11 protein-coding genes are annotated in these 17,148 nt (G+C 33.7%); 1 reads left to right on the top strand and 10 read right to left on the bottom strand.

Annotated features, from left to right (window positions below; translation table 11 throughout):
- Positions 1-624 precede the first annotated feature (624 nt).
- Positions 625-1,806 (bottom strand): hypothetical protein, encoded by a 1,182-nt coding sequence (locus ACP6PL_RS26710; protein WP_426548368.1) that lies wholly within the window; start codon positions 1,804-1,806, stop codon positions 625-627.
- 1,653 nt (positions 1,807-3,459) lie between these two features.
- On the opposite strand from ACP6PL_RS26710, the gene ACP6PL_RS26705 reads away from it, so the two are divergent.
- Complete coding sequence (locus tag ACP6PL_RS26705; RefSeq protein WP_426548372.1) at positions 3,460-5,049, top strand: hypothetical protein; 1,590 nt, start codon at positions 3,460-3,462, stop codon at positions 5,047-5,049.
- Between the two features lie 134 nt (positions 5,050-5,183).
- Here ACP6PL_RS26705 and ACP6PL_RS26700 read toward each other — a convergent pair whose 3' ends face one another.
- The 9 genes from ACP6PL_RS26700 to ACP6PL_RS26660 form a co-directional block, all read right to left on the bottom strand.
- Positions 5,184-5,690, bottom strand: coding sequence for a transposase (locus ACP6PL_RS26700; RefSeq protein WP_426548371.1), 507 nt, complete (start codon positions 5,688-5,690; stop codon positions 5,184-5,186).
- Between the two features lie 107 nt (positions 5,691-5,797).
- On the bottom strand, positions 5,798-6,298 hold the full coding sequence (locus ACP6PL_RS26695) for a helix-turn-helix domain-containing protein (protein ID WP_426548367.1): 501 nt from the start codon (positions 6,296-6,298) through the stop codon (positions 5,798-5,800).
- Between the two features lie 494 nt (positions 6,299-6,792).
- A complete protein-coding gene (locus tag ACP6PL_RS26690; protein ID WP_426548366.1) occupies positions 6,793-7,347 on the bottom strand; it encodes a hypothetical protein in 555 nt (184 codons plus the stop codon).
- Positions 7,348-7,709: 362 nt separating this feature from the next.
- Positions 7,710-8,216 (bottom strand): carbonic anhydrase, encoded by a 507-nt coding sequence (locus ACP6PL_RS26685; RefSeq protein ID WP_426548365.1) that lies wholly within the window; start codon positions 8,214-8,216, stop codon positions 7,710-7,712.
- The gene (locus ACP6PL_RS26680; RefSeq protein WP_426548364.1) at positions 8,186-8,392 is read right to left on the bottom strand and encodes a hypothetical protein; all 207 of its coding nucleotides are present in this window, start codon (positions 8,390-8,392) and stop codon (positions 8,186-8,188) included. Before ACP6PL_RS26680 ends, ACP6PL_RS26685 begins: the two co-directional genes overlap by 31 nt.
- A 205-nt stretch (positions 8,393-8,597) precedes the next feature.
- Positions 8,598-9,248, bottom strand: coding sequence for an HAD-IB family phosphatase (locus tag ACP6PL_RS26675; protein ID WP_426548363.1), 651 nt, complete (start codon positions 9,246-9,248; stop codon positions 8,598-8,600).
- Between the two features lie 217 nt (positions 9,249-9,465).
- Positions 9,466-10,560, bottom strand: coding sequence for a RuBisCO large subunit C-terminal-like domain-containing protein (locus ACP6PL_RS26670; RefSeq protein ID WP_426548362.1), 1,095 nt, complete (start codon positions 10,558-10,560; stop codon positions 9,466-9,468).
- A 731-nt stretch (positions 10,561-11,291) separates the two neighbouring features.
- A complete protein-coding gene (locus ACP6PL_RS26665; protein ID WP_426548361.1) occupies positions 11,292-13,949 on the bottom strand; it encodes an EAL domain-containing protein in 2,658 nt (885 codons plus the stop codon).
- Between the two features lie 2,272 nt (positions 13,950-16,221).
- Entirely contained in the window at positions 16,222-16,974 is a 753-nt protein-coding gene (locus tag ACP6PL_RS26660) for a Crp/Fnr family transcriptional regulator (RefSeq protein WP_426548360.1), read from the bottom strand.
- Positions 16,975-17,148 lie beyond the last annotated feature (174 nt).

Below are 17,148 nucleotides of genomic sequence, written 5' to 3'. Positions count from 1 at the left end.
CCTTCTTCCTTACCTTCTCTATACAATACCAATGCTACCGGACATGATATAATATAAAATCCGGTTGAATACTTATTATATATTTAGGGGAGATGAGGGATGGGGAGATGGGGAGATGGGGAGATTGAATATTGAAGTCTAGATAGAATTATGAACATATACTATATAACCGGATTCTATATAATTCATAAATTGCCCCTACAGATAGCGTCTTTGTGTAATATAAAATCCAGATAATTAGGGTTTGCTGAAAAAGTCTTTGAGTAGGGTGGAGGAGTCAGGAGGAATGGGAGTTATAGAGTAGGTAGTGATAAGAATAGTTCCTTGATTTTTCTGCCTCACATTACCCCAAAATGCTCACTTTTTAAGCTTGAGCGACTGAAAATCTGGTACTTTTTCAAGCTCTAAAATTGCTCAAACTTTTATCTGTCAATCCTTTGATATTTAATCAGCAAACTCTAATTACTATACCCCAAGTCCGAAGCAACTTACACTTGTGGAAGGAAGCAATATACCCGCATCCTTAAGATTGCTTCTGATATTAGTTGTTCAGAAAAGTAGGGATGTTCTATGCAACCTCCCTACAGCAAAAAGCAAAATAATGACTAAATTAATAGCAAACGTTCAACTTACCTTTTTTAACCTCTGTTCCTCGTAGACAATACCCAAATTATGAGAAATTATTTCCCAATAGATAGGATAACTTTCCTCAGTATAAACCTGTTGTACTTTGACAAAACAAGCGATCGCCTGTTCGAGATTATCTGCTCTCTCTCCCACTATCCGATCTAGATAAGCATTTCCCAAATTATTTTGAGTAGTCGCCCAGTCTAAGGGAAACTTTTCCTGAGTCCGTACTTTGAGAGCCAAATTATAACAAGCGATCGCCTCTTCAATATTTTCCTTTCGTTCTCCGGCAATACGTTCATGGTAAGCACTAGCCAAATTATTTTGGGTACTCGCCCACTCTTGAGGAAACTTTTCTAAACTTCTAACACTTAAAGCTTTCTGATAACAACTAATAGCATTCTCCAAATTTTCCTTTGTTTTTCCCACAATACGTTGTTGATAAGCATTGCCCAAATTATTTTGAGTGGTTGCCCATGCTTGAGGGAATGCAGAATTAGTCCGAACTTCAAGAGCTGCAGAATAACAAGCGATCGCCAGTTCTATATTTTCTTCTAGGTTTCCAATAGTACGTTTTTGGTAGCTACTGCCTAAATTGTTTTGAATAGTTGCCCAGATTTTCGGAAATTGTTGAGGGGGTAAAACTTTTAAAGCAATTTCATAACCTACTATTGCTATTTCCAGATTATTACTTTGATTACCCAAAGGAAATTGTAGAATTAGGTTACTCAAATTAACAATATCTAGAGCAATATTTTGTGCTAATTTTTGTTCCATTTTGGGCAGATTTTCTCCTGCCCAAGTTTGTATAACTCTTAGTAAATTTTCATTGAGCCGATCCTGATTATATTCTAATAATGAATAGGCAGCTTCAGGTTTTCCGTCATTATCTGAGATTACTTGTAATATTTGCATCAGGAAAATTAGATATTTTTCCTCATCCACAGATAGGGAAGTATCTTCTAAATTTGTCTCTAACATTGTTGCAAAATTTTCCAACCATTGAGCATTCAAATCACCTATTTTTCTCTTGATTTCCGCTATTTTTTTCATTACTTGAACTAATCCCATATCCAGCAAATTTTGATTAGCTTGCAAGATTTTATTTTCATTACCAGGAGGGGAAACTAATAAGGATTGAATTAAACCGATATAACTAGGAATTTGTTGTTGATTCATGTTTTTTTTCCTCAGAGTTTTTTTCTTAGATTCCATTACGTGTTTCTAAGATAGATATTTTTGATATATTTGAAATTCATGCTTACCCTGATAAAAAACTTGTCAAGAAAAATTTGTAGTTAGTAGAGAAGTTAGATGCGAAGTTTGTAGAATTTTGGAGTTAATTAATAAAGTAAACAAATAAACTTTTTCTACTAGTTATTATTATTACGAAGCTGGAAAAGAAAGCAATTATATTTAGTCCACTCAAAGTTTAGACCTCCCGTCGCAATCTCTAGCTCAAGAATCTTGCTTTAGGTAAGTTGGTGCTAACTCTTGGAGACTAACTTATTTGATCGGCGCCTCATTGCAAACAAAATCAGGCTTTCTTTTGATCATCATTATAAATTAACTCTTAAAGATTTTCTGTTGATGTTAACTGTTCACAAATTTATCATAACTAATTGAAGATTACATATACCTAGAATTAATCATTATTATATATTCTTCATTCAGTGTCAGGATATTTCCGTAAAGGTTTTGTCTTGAATTGTAGAATTTCATCAAATTTATTGGATTAGGAATCTAGAGACACCAAAACAAGCAAATAAAGTCCACAAATTGGATAATTTATTTTTTTCCATTCTCTTATATGAAATTAAAAAAAGATAGTTGTACTTAACAATGGTATTGGGAATAGAGAATGGGTAATAGGAAATACGGAAAAATCTAACTTCTGTAATTTGCCACACTTTAGGCTATCCTACCTGAAGCGAAAAAGTTAAAGTAGCAATATTTTTTGAAACTGATATTAGTTTTTCATTTATAGGAAGGCCAAATAGAGAAAATATCATTCAAGTCAAAAGTCTATATTTTAAAGTCAAAAGTTATTTTGTCTTTAAAGACAAAATAGTGATACTCTGTTTCAAAATTATAATGTTTAATTACTAGATTCTATTTGCGAATGCGTAAGCAAAATTGCAATAAGAAGAAAGAATAAATAAAATATCTAAATAATAGAGATAAATTCAATAATTAATATGATTTATTATGGAGGTCAACCTAGATTTTCTGTTGACTAAAATTCTAGATTTAGTGAAAAAAACTATGAGTCTATCGGACTAATACGATTTTTAAATATTTCACAATTTTTCCATTAGCTTAATGTAAGGGTTTACAAAATAGTGGGATAATATCATGTCCGGATAATTAGTGATAAAAAAAATCTTTGTTTGTAGTAGGGCTTTATCCCTATCTTATATCGGGCTCAAGCCCTACTACAAGCTTTAATTATAACTATTCAACCGGACATGATATAAGTTCATACTCCCGCTGCTAATTCGTGTAGGGTTTTTGGTCACTAAATCTGATTTTAGCTTGGGTTTGGAGACCAAACCCCTACAGTTTTTTTTTCACAAATCATTTACGATTGCTATAAAAAGTTATCTTTTAAACAAACATATAAAGGTTTCATTTTGATACGGCAAAAAAAATAAATTGATAATTAACTACTAATTTCCATAAATTAGACAAAAGTATTAACAAGAAAATCAACCAAACTATATAAATATGCAAAATCCTCAGCCACCTATAACCAATCAAACTGATTTATCAGATATAGAATCTCATTCATCCTCCAGCAAAAATGACATAACTAAAACCGAAAAAATTCAGATGAGAGACTTATTTGCTCAAGAAGCATTAGCTCAAATACCAAAAATTTTGACATTGCTAGACCGCAATTTACATAGCCCCACCTACGGCTGTTTCGACCGCAATTTTTGGCATTATAAAATTATAGATTTTCCGAGTGGTATGGCTCAAGAATTTGTCTTACCTTTAGCCTTAGCTTATAGTTTAGAAATTCCTAATAATCCATATTATCTTCAGAAAATGATACATAAATGGGTAGAAGCAGGAATTTTATATGCTGCCCATACTGCCCATCCTGATGGTTCTTGTGATGATTATTTTCCATTTGAACGAGCTAGTGGAGCAACAGCTTTTTCTTTATTAGCTAGTATTGAAAGTTATCAAATATTAGGATTAAATAACTACGAAATTCTTAGTTTTTTTGAGAAACGAGCAGATTGGTTAGTTCATCATTATGAAAGTGGCAAATTGGCTAACCATGAAGCATTAATTGTTTTGTGTTTGGAATTACTAAGTAGATTATTAGAAACCTCAAAATGGGATACAGCAAAAGCAGCTCGTCTTGAAAGATTATTAACTTGGCAGAGTCAGGAAGGATGGTTTACAGAATATTCCGGTTTTGATCCTGGTTATCATACTCTCACAATATCTTGTTTAGCCAGAATTTATGAATTAAACAAGAGTGAAAAATTAAAATATATTATTACTAAAGCAGTCGAATTGGCTGCTCAATTTATTCATCCTGATGGTTCTTTTGGTGGAGAATATGCTAGTCGTAATACTTATAACTTTTTTCCTCACGGATTTGAATTAGTTGGTAAATGGTTACCTGCTTCTTTGTCGATTAACGACCAATTTTTAATAGGTTTAAAAAATGGTTTAGCTCCTTGTTATGCTGACGATCATATTATTGGTCATCATACTTGGAATTATTTGTTGGCATGGCGAGATTTTGTTACTGAAAGATCTATTTCTGTAACTCGTGATGTTGCTAGTCTTTGGTTAAAAGAAGCTCAAATTTTGATTAAACGACGACCAGGAACAGAATTATATGTAAGTCTGAACAAAGGTGGCATTTTTAAATTATTTCGTAACCAAAAATTAGTTGCTTCTGATACTCATTTATCACTGCAAATTAGAAAAGGGAAAAAAATTCTCAATGCAGTTAGTCATTTAAGTGGTGATTATGATGTGAAAATATCTCAGGATGAGTTGACTATTTCTGGTAATATGGGTTGGGCAAAACAAACTCAAATGTCACCTCTTAAGTTAATGATTCTGAGGTTAGTAATGTTAACTTTTGGGCGTTTTTTCCCAAATTTAATTAGAAAAATATTACAAAAAATTCTGATTACTGGTAAACAAGATGCACCTTTCTATTTCACGCGCCATTTTAAATATGAAGATGGAAGTTGGTATATTACAGATGAACTTTTTGCTAAGTCTTGGTTGAATGTAATTAATGCAGGTATTGGTTGTGACCAAACTTCTATTTATGTGGTAATGAGTCGCACTTTTCAAATTAGTCAATTACAGCATTGGCATGATTTAACAACAGAGATTAAAAAACTTTCTCCGGGTCAACCTTTAAGAATTGAACGTAAGTTTTGACTTATATAGCATTAAGCATTCAGCTATTAGCTATAATACCATTTCTCAAAAAGAATGCTATACTTGATACTGCTATCACATATATGTAAAAAAAATACTTAGGGGTTGCGATCGCAAAAACGATGTTTAGTATTTTACAAACTTGTTTCCCCCATCGAAACAGGCTGATGAAAATTTTCAAGTATACCTACTTTTCTTAAAGCTTCAATAATAAATGGCCATCCTATTAATGAAGCTACAAAATTATGGTTAATATTTAGTAGGATTTTGTCAACAAATTCTCTTAAGTCTGGTAAATCTCTAAATACTATCCACTTCAGTTTTTGTTTTATTGCTAACCATACCCTTTCTATGGGATTAACTTCTGGACAATAACTTGGTTGAAATATTAGAACAATATTCTCAGGAATTGTTAAATTTAATGATTGATGACATCCGGCATTATCTACTTGAATTATATGTAAATCATTAGGGTGATTTTCTGAAAATATCTCCAAAAATTTTTCAAAACATACTGTGTCTAAGTGACTAAATTCATAGAAGAAGCTTTCTCCTGAATTAGGTTCTACCAACCCATATAACCATAAATATTTATATTCCCATTTTTGAATCCCTATGGGCTTTACTCCTTTTAGAGTTATAACTTTCCCTGTAATAGTTTTTCACCCTATTCTCGTTTCATCAGAACACCAAAACTTCACTTTTTGCCATGAGTTTCCACTGATTTTTAATTTTTAAGTTGCTTTTTTCAGTAGTTCTGGCATTTTTTTTTAAATTCCTCAACATCTGTTGGATTTTGTTTATTACTTACTGGACGAGGCACTTTTAATTTACCTTTTAAATGATAATAAACATATCTATGTACTGTTGAATATGGTAACTGAATATCACATACTGCTTTTAACCATGTTTGTACTTCATTATAACTATTAAAACCCTCTATTTCTTCTAGTTCAGCTCTGAGTTTATTTTCTATTCTTGATGACATTTTTCTAGGTCTACCAACAATTTTGTTCTTGTTTAATAAACCTTCTATACCCAACTTTCTATAGGTAGCAAACCATCGTGATACGGTTGTACGATGACATCCTAATAATATTGATATATATTCAATCGTATCTGCTGCTCCTATTTTAAGCCAGTATAATGCTTGTACTTTTTGCTTGAGTTTCAATTCTGTCTGTTGAGATAATATTTCTTTAAGTTCTTCGGCTGATTCAAGAATATCTAGTTTAACAAGACACACCATACTATTTACTGTTTTCATGTCCATCCAAGTATAGCATTCTTTTTGAGAAATGGTATAAGCTATAGCAATCTTAAATGATTTGTGAAAAAACACTGTAGGTGTTTGGTATCTAAACCAAAGCAAAAAAGGGATTTGGAAACCAAAACCCTACGATAAAATACTACAACTTATTACTAAATGGAGTAAATATAGCGAAGTTGTCATAGAGGACAATTGTAGATATTATTGCAGTTTTCAGTGGTTGGAAGAGTGTGGCGCACTTGGTACGCAAAAGCTAGTAAAACAATCACCATATCTGCTTTTTAGCCATTCACAGAAATTCACTTACTTAAATGTCTAATATTGTGCAATATTTCATTGGATGCGTTGGCGGAGCCTAGCGGCAGCTATATCGTGAAAATAGCAGTTCCTGAGATGCTTACATAGTAAGGCGTTCATTCCTAGATTGCCTCTGGTGACAGCTTCGCTATATTTGACTCTACTACCGATCTCCCTTATTGAGCTTGATACGGCAGAGATGAATGGTGGAGATTGATTTTCAGATCGCCGTTTTCATCGCGAACATAACCAAAAGTGTATTCTACCTTGATCTCGCTACCATCTGTTTTGGTGAAAAAATACTCACCCATTGAGATAGCTGTATTGCACTGGGTAATAATTCCTTCATTCTGAAAGCGCACATTGTTAAAGGGTGTAACAGCAAAACCTTCATCTTCGCTGATGCTGCCGCCGACAAAATAAGACAAAGCCTCTTCCTCGGTGCCTCTGAATGGATCATCGCTGGCCAGTGTAGGTTTGAACAAAACTGTACCAAGATTATAAGCATAAAGCCTGTCAAGAGTACTTTGTGCTTCTGCTTTTGGGTTTTCTGCCTTGCCAATGGCGACAATCGCTTGGCCCCAGCTTTGCTGTGCAGCTAAAACATCGTTTTCTGTGACAGGATTTTCGCATGGCACTGCCTGTACTGTTGGCGTAGATTGAGGGTTCGTGCAACCAGCCATTGTGGTTACTGTGGATACAATTAAAAGTGCAAAGAAATATGGTTTCATGGTCGTCTTTATTCTTTTATAGGACTAGACGTAAAGAGGTTAACCTAATTTCCGCCTACAAGCAGTATAAACTATTTTCTTGAGAAAGTTGCTGAAATTGTTCATTATTTCTGGATAATTAGCTAAGGAAATATAATTTATGGTAGGGGTTTAGTTACCGAAAAATTAAGGTATAAAGCCTCTCCATTCATGGATAAAACAAAAAAAATTCTTTTGAGTAAATCTTCTTCTTTATAAGAAGAGGTAATTATTAATTGTTAATTATTGAAAACCTCTTCCTGAATATTTACCCTTTTTTAACTTATTAAATAAACTTTTCCCTGGTCTAAATCATAATAACCACCCACAACTTTTAGTTTATTTTATTTGACTAACTGGCTAATTACTGGAGAAGAATTTAGGATTTTTATTTGTTGAAATACATTAGCTTTAACTGCATTTTCTACAGGGTTTCCAGGTTGACCTTTAGCAGCTTCTACACCAGGTTTAATTGCAGCAATTATACTACCAATCTGACCAGGAACAGGTTTTCCATCCATTGATGCTTTAACTACTCCACAATTCTCATGTCCTAACACCATTAATACTTTTGAACCTAACACCAAAGTCCCAAATTCTATACTCCCAATTTCTTCGGGAGTAGTAATATTTCCAGCTTCTCTAATAACAAATAAATCTCCTAAACCTCTATCAAAAATTATCTCAACAGGTACACGAGAATCTGCACAAGAAACAATACTAGCAAAGGGGTTTTGACCAGTAGCAACTTCTGTTAATCTGGCAAAACTTACATTAGGATTTGTACGTTTATTTTCAACAAATCTTTTATTTCCTGCCATTAATATTTCCAAAATTTCATCTGGAGACATTTCTGGAGACACTTAATTGGGGTTGATATTCTTGGTGTTGCTTCTGGTTGCTGAACACTTTCTTTTTGACAGCTAACAGCTAAACTTGTTGCTCCTGTTGCTAGAGCAAATTTGCCATAATTTAGTATTTTTCTGCGGGAAATTTGACTGCTAAAGTTTTCTGGATTTGTACTCATTAGAATTTTCCTTAATAATTTATATTTTCATTTTTGCAGTCTACATTATAGCATTTCTAAAATTACTGAATTACAGTTGTTTTTCTTTTTTTCTATTCCTTAGTTTCCTGAATTACTACTCCTTACATATTTCCTTGTGCTTCTGGTATTTGCATAACATTTAGAATGTAGGTTATAGTGGTAGTTTGGTGATCAAACCCCTAAATTAGCGCCAAATGTTAGCTAAATATTGACGCACATCAAAAAAATCATCCCAAGATATATAAGACTTTTGTCTTTCATCTAAATACTTAGCTAGGCGATCGCGTGCAAAAACTAAAGATGCTTCTAAACCCATATTCAAATCTGTAACTGAATCTCCTATTGCTATTTTTTCACTAGCATCATATAAATTCATCACCTGCACTTTTGCCATTAACTCTGTGTCTCCTTCAAAGTCAGAATGTACCTGCAAAAAATTACCTCCATTACTGACATCCACAGCGTAAATAGCTTCTACCCTATTTACCAATTCTCCCAATACCGTTTCCACCATAATTCTAATTCCACCAGAAACTACGACAAACCTTACTCCTTCAGCGTCAAGAAAATCTAATAATTCTACTAACCCCGGTCGTATTTGTTTTGTCTTGGAAAATTCAATTATTTCCGAATAACGTTCTGAAGGTATAGCTTCCAACATTTGTCGCACACCTTCCCGTAAACTTATTCGTAATTGATAAATTTCTGGCATAACTTGAGCTGAAACTTCTGGTGCAAAATGCTTCAACATTGCCACAAAAGTTTCCTCGGCAGTAATAGTACCATCAAAGTCACAGAAAACAACTGGTTTTGAGCTATCAAATAATTTGATCATTTATCATTTATCAATTATCTATAGAACCCCTAAGCGTATCTTCATAAATATGCGCGTTAGCTAGGAGTTAGGAGACAGGAGACAGGAGGTAAGAGGAAAGAGGGAAGATGTGGGGAGAAATAATAAAAAAAATTCAACACTCCTTCAGATAATTTTTCCTCATTCTTGATGCACGAATAGACAAGACTAGCATAATTATATAGATCTCAAATGGGTTCTATAAACCTAAAGCCTGAAAAAACGCCTTTACCCCTGCCTCTCTACCATCAGGATAATCCATAATTCCCGTACCAGCCATCAAAATTACATCCTGACCATAATCTTTCAACACTTGAGGTACCACACTCGGTTTAATACCAGCCGCAGGAACAGGAAAAACATCTCGACTCCGCAGAATATCCCGAATTTTTGCTTCCTCAATAGGGTCAAAATCAAGACTACCATAACTAACAGGATACAAAACTGCATCCACACCAGCATGAGCCATCAAAGTTCCCAAGACCACAGAATAAGCCATACCGTAATTAGGAGCAGCACTTATAGCCCCTGCAAAAGCTGGATGAGCAAAAATCGGAACATTAATTTCTGGGTCAGCAGCTAAACTTTCCAAAACAGAAAAACCATAAGATAAAACATTTAATAAAAGTGCATTTGCACCTTCGCGCACTAATAATTTTGCAGTATCCAGTGGATTAGAACATTTCCCCAATTTACTCGTAATATTAACAGCATATAATACTTTCCGACCAGTTTTTTCCTTAACTTCCTCCAACACTTGGCGACAAGCATCAAGACGTTTGAGGGTAGGAGCTTCCTCAAGATTTCCCATGATTTCGTCATCTTTAATAATATCCAAACCAGCATTAGCGACTTCTCTTAAAATAGATGCATAGTCTTCCGTCGATAACCCTAACGCTGGTTTAAAAATTCCCATCAGTGGCGGGCGATCCTTTACTCCCAAAATTTCCCGAATCCCCTTAATGCCAAATTTCGGACGCAACCCATAATTTTCTGGCAGACGCACTGCTAATACCTTGGCAGTACCGGCCATCGAATATTTACCAAAAATCATAGTTAACAGACTGGGAATATCTCCTTCCACATTTGCTTGTGGAAAAGCAACTGTGACTACACTATCCCCTTCTGGATTAGTTACACCCTTGACAACTTTCCCTAAATGTGAATGCAAAAATTTTTCTCTATGGGCAAAATTTGCACCCCAAGTACCTGCTGTTTGCCCCACTGCAATAATTTGGCCTTGCTTTTCAGCATCTACCTCTGGTGGGAAAATGTAGTCAACCTCGATAGTCATAAATTCCTCAGCTAAACTTCCACTAAATAATTTATAGCACTACACAAATAGGCCACAGATTTATAAATCCTCTCTCCTTAACTCAGGGATTACTTTTGACTTTGGTGTGGGTGATGCGTAGATATGAAATTCCTAAATTTATAATGTGTAAATCAAATCTATTTTTCCCTCGTTCCTGACCCGGAAAAAGCTCCTTTCTAATATTATGTTCGGTTAAATAGTTATATATAATTAAAGTTCGTAGTAGGGCTTCAGCCCTATCTACAGTTTGGGCTGAAGCCCTACTACAAACAAAAACTTTATTATAAGTGATTATCCGAACATGATATAACTCCTGAGTCACTCCTCCTGTAAAATTATACTTTATATTCACCAATGCTCTAAATTCTAAATTCTAAATTCTAAATTCTGAACTCCTGTAAAATCATACTTTTATTCACCAATGCCCTAACTTCTAATATTATGTCCTATTGAATAGTTATAAATAATAAATAATATCATGTCCGCTGGTATCGTTTGCGTAAAAGCTAGGGTGAATATCTACAGGAAATTTAAGTTTTTTCCAGCTTTTAAACTTTTTAAACCTTTTTTTCTTCTTCCTTCTTCCTTCTTCCTTCTTCCTTCTTCCTTACCTTACAATACCTATGCTACCGGACATGATATAAATGATCCTAGGGAACAGAAAATTTTTTCATCACTAAATTATCTGGACATAATGTAACTTCTGACTTCTAATAATTTACTATTGGTATTAGCGGATTTGGTTTCTCGATATGAAATCCTTGAGCATAGTCAATACCTAAATCGCTGACTTTGTTGAAAATAGACTCGGTTTCTACATATTCAGCAATCACGATTAAACCCATTGTCTTACCAATATGATGAATACCTTCTACTATCCCTTGAGAAACAGAATCTTTTTCCATCTTCTTAATAAACATCCCATCAATTTTCAGGTAATCTACTGGCAGATTTGTCAGATAAGAAAAAGAAGACATTCCTGCACCAAAATCATCTAATGCAAAACTACAGCCCAATTTTTTGAGAGAGTGAATAAACTGGGCTGCCGTTTCTAAATTAGTAATAGCTACAGTCTCAGTAATCTCAAAACAAATTTGTTGGGGAAGCACTTGATAAAAAGCAAATTGATGTTCGATAAATTCTCGAAAATAATGATCGTTGATACTAGCACCAGAAAGATTAACTGTAAAAATTTGGTCTTTGTATAAATTAGCTATTTCAGGCAAAGACAAATAAGCTAATAGAGTTTTAACTACCCAACGATCAATTCTGGGCATTAAATGATAACGCTCTGCTACTGAGAGAAAAATAGTTGGTGCAATTACTGTCCCAGAACCATCCCAAAATCTCAGCAGAATTTCACAAAGCTTTGTTTGCACACCTTCGTGCAGTGGTAATATTGCTTGTGAATACAAACAAAAACGATTTTCTCCCAAAGCATCTCGCAGTTGTGTGGCTAAATTAATTTCTTGTTTTTGCTTTTCGAGATTTTCCCTGGATGAATCATACAACTCCACGCAATTCCTGCCAGAAGTTTTAGCATTGTAGAGAGCCATATCTGCTGCTTGGATTAATATCTCCGGATTAGATTGATCGCAGCAATTGTTATCTGCAACTCCTAAACTACTTGTTACCCATTTACTCACTGCTGAACCTTGATGGGGAACTTTTAAACCTTCAATTTCTATTCTAATATTTTCTGCAACCTGAAGCGCTCCTTCTATAGAAGTATTTGGCAACACAACTACAAACTCTTCCCCCCCGTATCTAGCAACAAAATCTCCTGGTCGTTTCACTATCCCACTAATAGCTTGAGCCACCTGTTGCAAACATTTATCTCCCTGCTGATGACCATAAGTATCGTTGTAGAGTTTAAAATAATCTACATCTACCATAATGATTGACATTGAAGTTTTATCCCGTGCTAACCTTTTCCACTCTTGTTCTAGTTTTTCTTCAAAGTGACGACGATTATAAACTCCTGTCAAATTGTCAATATAAGCTATTTTTTCTAATTCTTGATTTAGTTGTTCTAAACGATGATAAAGTTGAGCTTGTTGAATAGCAATTCCTGTCTGAGTTGCCAAGCGCCTTAATAAATCTGTTTCTGATATCCGCCACTCCCTTTTTTCCCTACAATGATGAGCAACTAATAATCCCCACACAACAATTTCTGATAGTTGTTTCTCTCCTTCTTTTTGAGTAATCAAGATTGGCAATACCATATTTGCTTTCACTTGAAACAGTCTAAGTAAATCTCTATGGCATTTTTTTACTTCTGGGCTTTCGACATCCTCTATGATACTGATATAACCTTGTTTAAAGCGTTCTAGAACATCTTCATTAGGAAAACATGGGTCGGTAATAATGTTACCTAAAATGGGGGTATAACCTTCTGTCACAGATTCTTTTTCGACAATACCACTTGGACCTGGTAGCAAACGGTAAATAATCACTCGATCGCACTGTAATAAATTCCTTACAGAATCTACTGTTGTTTTTAAAATTTCCTCTAAATTTAAAGATTGATTAATCCTGTCTAGAATTAGCCCTAATAAATGCTCTTTTTGCATACTTTCTTGTACAGCTAATTCAGCTTGTTTGCGCTCTGTAATATCTAGCATTGTACCAAATATACCAATAACTTCCGAGTTATTATCGACAACTAAAGTAGACTGAGTATAGATATATCTAAATGTACCGTCAGGTCGAATAATTTTATATTCTGATTCACGACCTTGTTTTTGTGCTAATACTAAATCTAGATTTTGTTTCAATAATTCTTGGCTTTCAGGAACCAACATTTTCAGCCATTCTGAATAAGTTGGTTCCGGTTCATTAGGATCAAGACCAAAAATCCGAAATGCTTCATCCGACAAAGTTATTTTTTGTGTAGCTATTTCGTATTCCCAGTTACCTAAATGGGCAATTTTTTGTGCTTCTTGTAGTTTAGCTTTGCTTTCTCTGAGAGCTTTTAAACTTTGATTTCTTTCAATTGCATAACGAATTACTCTCTCTAATGTATCTCCTTTAATTTCTGACTTATGTAGATAATCTGCAGCACCTAAACTTATAGCATTCACATCTAATTCTCTATCATCTTGATCTGTCAGTAATATAATTGGTGTTTGGCAACCTCGATGGATTGCTTTTTGTAGTAGTTCTAACCCATTTTTTTCCCCTAACCAATAGTCAACTAAATAAACATCATGCTGACTTTTTTCTATTGCTATTAATCCTGCTCCATAAGTATTTTCCCAATCTACAAATATTTTTGGTTTTCCCAGATCTGACAATAAATCATTGATTAGAATATAATCATCTTCATTATCTTCTATTAAAAGGACCTTAATAATTTCTTTATTCATTGGATATAATAATTTTTTTGACAAAAATTTTCCTAAAAAAAATTAATAAATATTGATTTTTTTATGTATTCGAGTAAGACTCTTTTGAAGTAGCATTCAGCTATAAACACTTCAGCAATCAACTTCCCAAGGTGTATAATGGGGTATTTAAACCACCAAAAAAGCGCACCACTAATTTTTTAAAATATAGTGGGGGACCGTGACCCTTGAATTTTTACTGCTCCAGCTAAATGCTGTTTGCGGAGCATTCCCGAACGGAAAAGCTAATAGCTAGTTAATCAAATAATTTTACCAAGCTAGCCTAAGTGATTAAAATACTTTATTTCAATTTATCTTTGACTAAAGATAGCAGCTCATAGTTTGTCTCCAAGAAATGTGGGAGTAGCTGCTAATAGACAAAAATATAGATAATAAACTGCTACAAAAAATGCTTATAGCTAATACCTCCTGATTCCTAAATTATGAATTATTAATTCTGACTTCTAACTATTTGTAGCAAAAATTTATCAAAGTGCTATGCTTTAGAAGCAGGTACACAAAATTAATTACACATCTATGGAAGCTGAATTCTTTGTTTTCTAAAAGTCCCAGAGAATTAGAATAGGTAAAGAATTTTGTTTAAGTACCTATTATATCTGAATCAGTAGGTGATGAAAAAACCTATTTTCTTCCTTCGACAGCAAATATTTCTATTCTGCTTACTCCCTCGCTCTCCTAATATATTCATCAGTCAGTAATATTGTTCCTATCTAGGGGTAAGTTAAACAATTCTCAAGCTATATATAACACCTTTTTATAACTTCTACTAATCCCTCAAATTTTACTGATTAAACAATTAATAATTAAGTTTTCAAGCCTCTCTTTTTCAGGAAAAATCAAGAAAATTTTTCCTTTTAGTCAATCTTCTTCTTTTGAATAAACTGCAGTTATCGGTACTTTAGCAAAAAATATGTTCAAAATAGAATCAAACCCTTATACAGTAAAAGTTTTACATTTAATTAACCTCTTCCACGATATATCTAGGTTTGAGCCATTTCTAGTACCGCTACGCGGAAGTCAGAATTCAGAATTCAGAATTCAGAAGTTTTGATTGGTAAGGCTTTGAGTATTTTGTTACTGGTCACTTATTTCCGTCATCCTGCACTAGTCTGTTGATGTATTTCCCTTACCGAATAATTATTAATTATTAATTAAATAATTCAGGTTCAAAGCCTCCTCTTTCAAGAGGAAAAAGCGGTCGAGGGATGCCGAGGTCTCCTCGGCATATCCAATCGACCAAGAGAAGAGAAATAATATTTCCTTATATTCAATCCTCTCGGTTTTAACCAGAGGTAATTATCAATTATCCATTATCCATTATCAATTAATGAACCTGATTAGCTTTAAAGGGATTTTTGCTGCTAAAAATATCAAAGTACCGTTATCTAAATTTATTTTATAGCTTGATATAGGCTTTGTTTTATACCATTTTGAAAAAAATTACGAATACTAAAGATTGTTAAAAGAGTTTATAGGAAATGTATATTTGACGAAAAAAATAAGTGAATATATCAAAGAAAATATCAAATCTATTTATTCTGAGTCCTGAATTCTAAAAAAGAGCCTAGCTATTTGTAGCAAAAATTTATCTAATTGGTCTTAAGTATATTTACAAAAATAAATTTGATTTTAGTAAATTTCATTGTTTGATTGAACAATTGATTACACAAATTATATCAAAAATTTCCGATACCAAAAAAAGATTTTTATGATAAAACTCACCATAAATTGGTCAGAGTATATGACTTAATTGTCCTTATAGATGGGGAGCGACGTACAGAAAACAGATTTTAAATAAAAAAATTAGCAATAAAAACTTAAGCTATCAAAATTTATTTTGATCTAAATCTAGGAGTTAATTCATAACAAAAATTGAAACAGTCAAAGAAACTTCATAACACTTTTTAGGTTCAACTATCTTGATTTTGAAGCTCTAGTTATAATCTCTGATTTAACGAGATATAACTTCAGTCTAAATATATTCAAACATCTTAAAATTCTTATGGAGAAGAGCGATTTATAGTAAGATATATTATGAATTAATAGCTAATGTTGAACATAGTCTAGAACTAATACCAATTCACTTTAAATATGTCATAAATAGTTTCTAACTTTAGATGTGAAATAATTTCCTGAAACTACTTTAGTCTAAAAGTTATGAGTCTATAAAATCATAATGCATGACTTTTGACTTTTAAATTCCGTGAAATGGTATGACTACCAACTATTGTGACTATTCAGACTCTGTTGGCAAGCAAATCAGATTATCGTTCAGGATATTGATTAAGCCTTGCTGGCGTAATTTACCCATAAGACGAGTCACAGTTACACGGGTGGAACCAATAGCACTACCAATTTGAGCATGAGTCAAAGGCCAAGGTAAATAATAACCGCCTGTTACTTCTGCCCGATCTTCACTGATCCAGGGTTCTCCATATTCTTCAATTAATAGTGTGATAAATCCAAATAACCGATCAATAGTACGACGTTGACCTAGGGTACTCAGCCACAAAAGCTTCCTTTGATGTTGATAGCGAAAAGCATCTAGAACTTCTCTACGGAAGTGAGGCCAGTTATCAAGGTCATGCCAATACATCCAAAGTACAGTTGTTTGATCGGCATGGGCATAAGCTTGTAGTGTAAATGGTGACTGAGCTATTAGTTCAAACGGTTGACCAGCACCGACAAATCCGAGAAAAGCTTCGTCTGAAATTGGACTTGTTTTTGACTTGCTACTCTTATTACGACTGGCACTAATATGGGCATTACCTACTAGGCGAATTGCTCCTTTTTGTATTAGATACAACAAACCTGGGCGGGCAGGAATACGTTCATCTTTAGTAAAAGCTCTACTACGGTAGTGTTCTTCTGCCCAATCTATTATCAGTTGCCAAGTCAAAAATGGCCTATTACCAGGGGCAGAATTGTTAGTAGATTGTATATTTATTGACATTTCTGGTAGTTCTGGATGTGATGATAGTTGCATTGTTACTCTCTTTTCCTAAAAGTTGGACTTAAGTTCAAATCAATTTGAGCAAAGGGATAGCAGCAGATATTAATTTGTCTGCTTATATCAGTCTTATCTTTTATATGAGTGTAGCAAAAAATACATCTTTTTACGAATGTTGTAGGATAAATTTTATTTGAGGTGGTGATAATT

The sequence above is a fragment of the Dapis purpurea BLCC-M126 genome (assembly GCF_050015975.1).
Lineage (GTDB): Bacteria > Cyanobacteriota > Cyanobacteriia > Cyanobacteriales > Microcoleaceae > Trichodesmium.
This window is presented reverse-complemented; position numbering and strand designations above follow the sequence as displayed.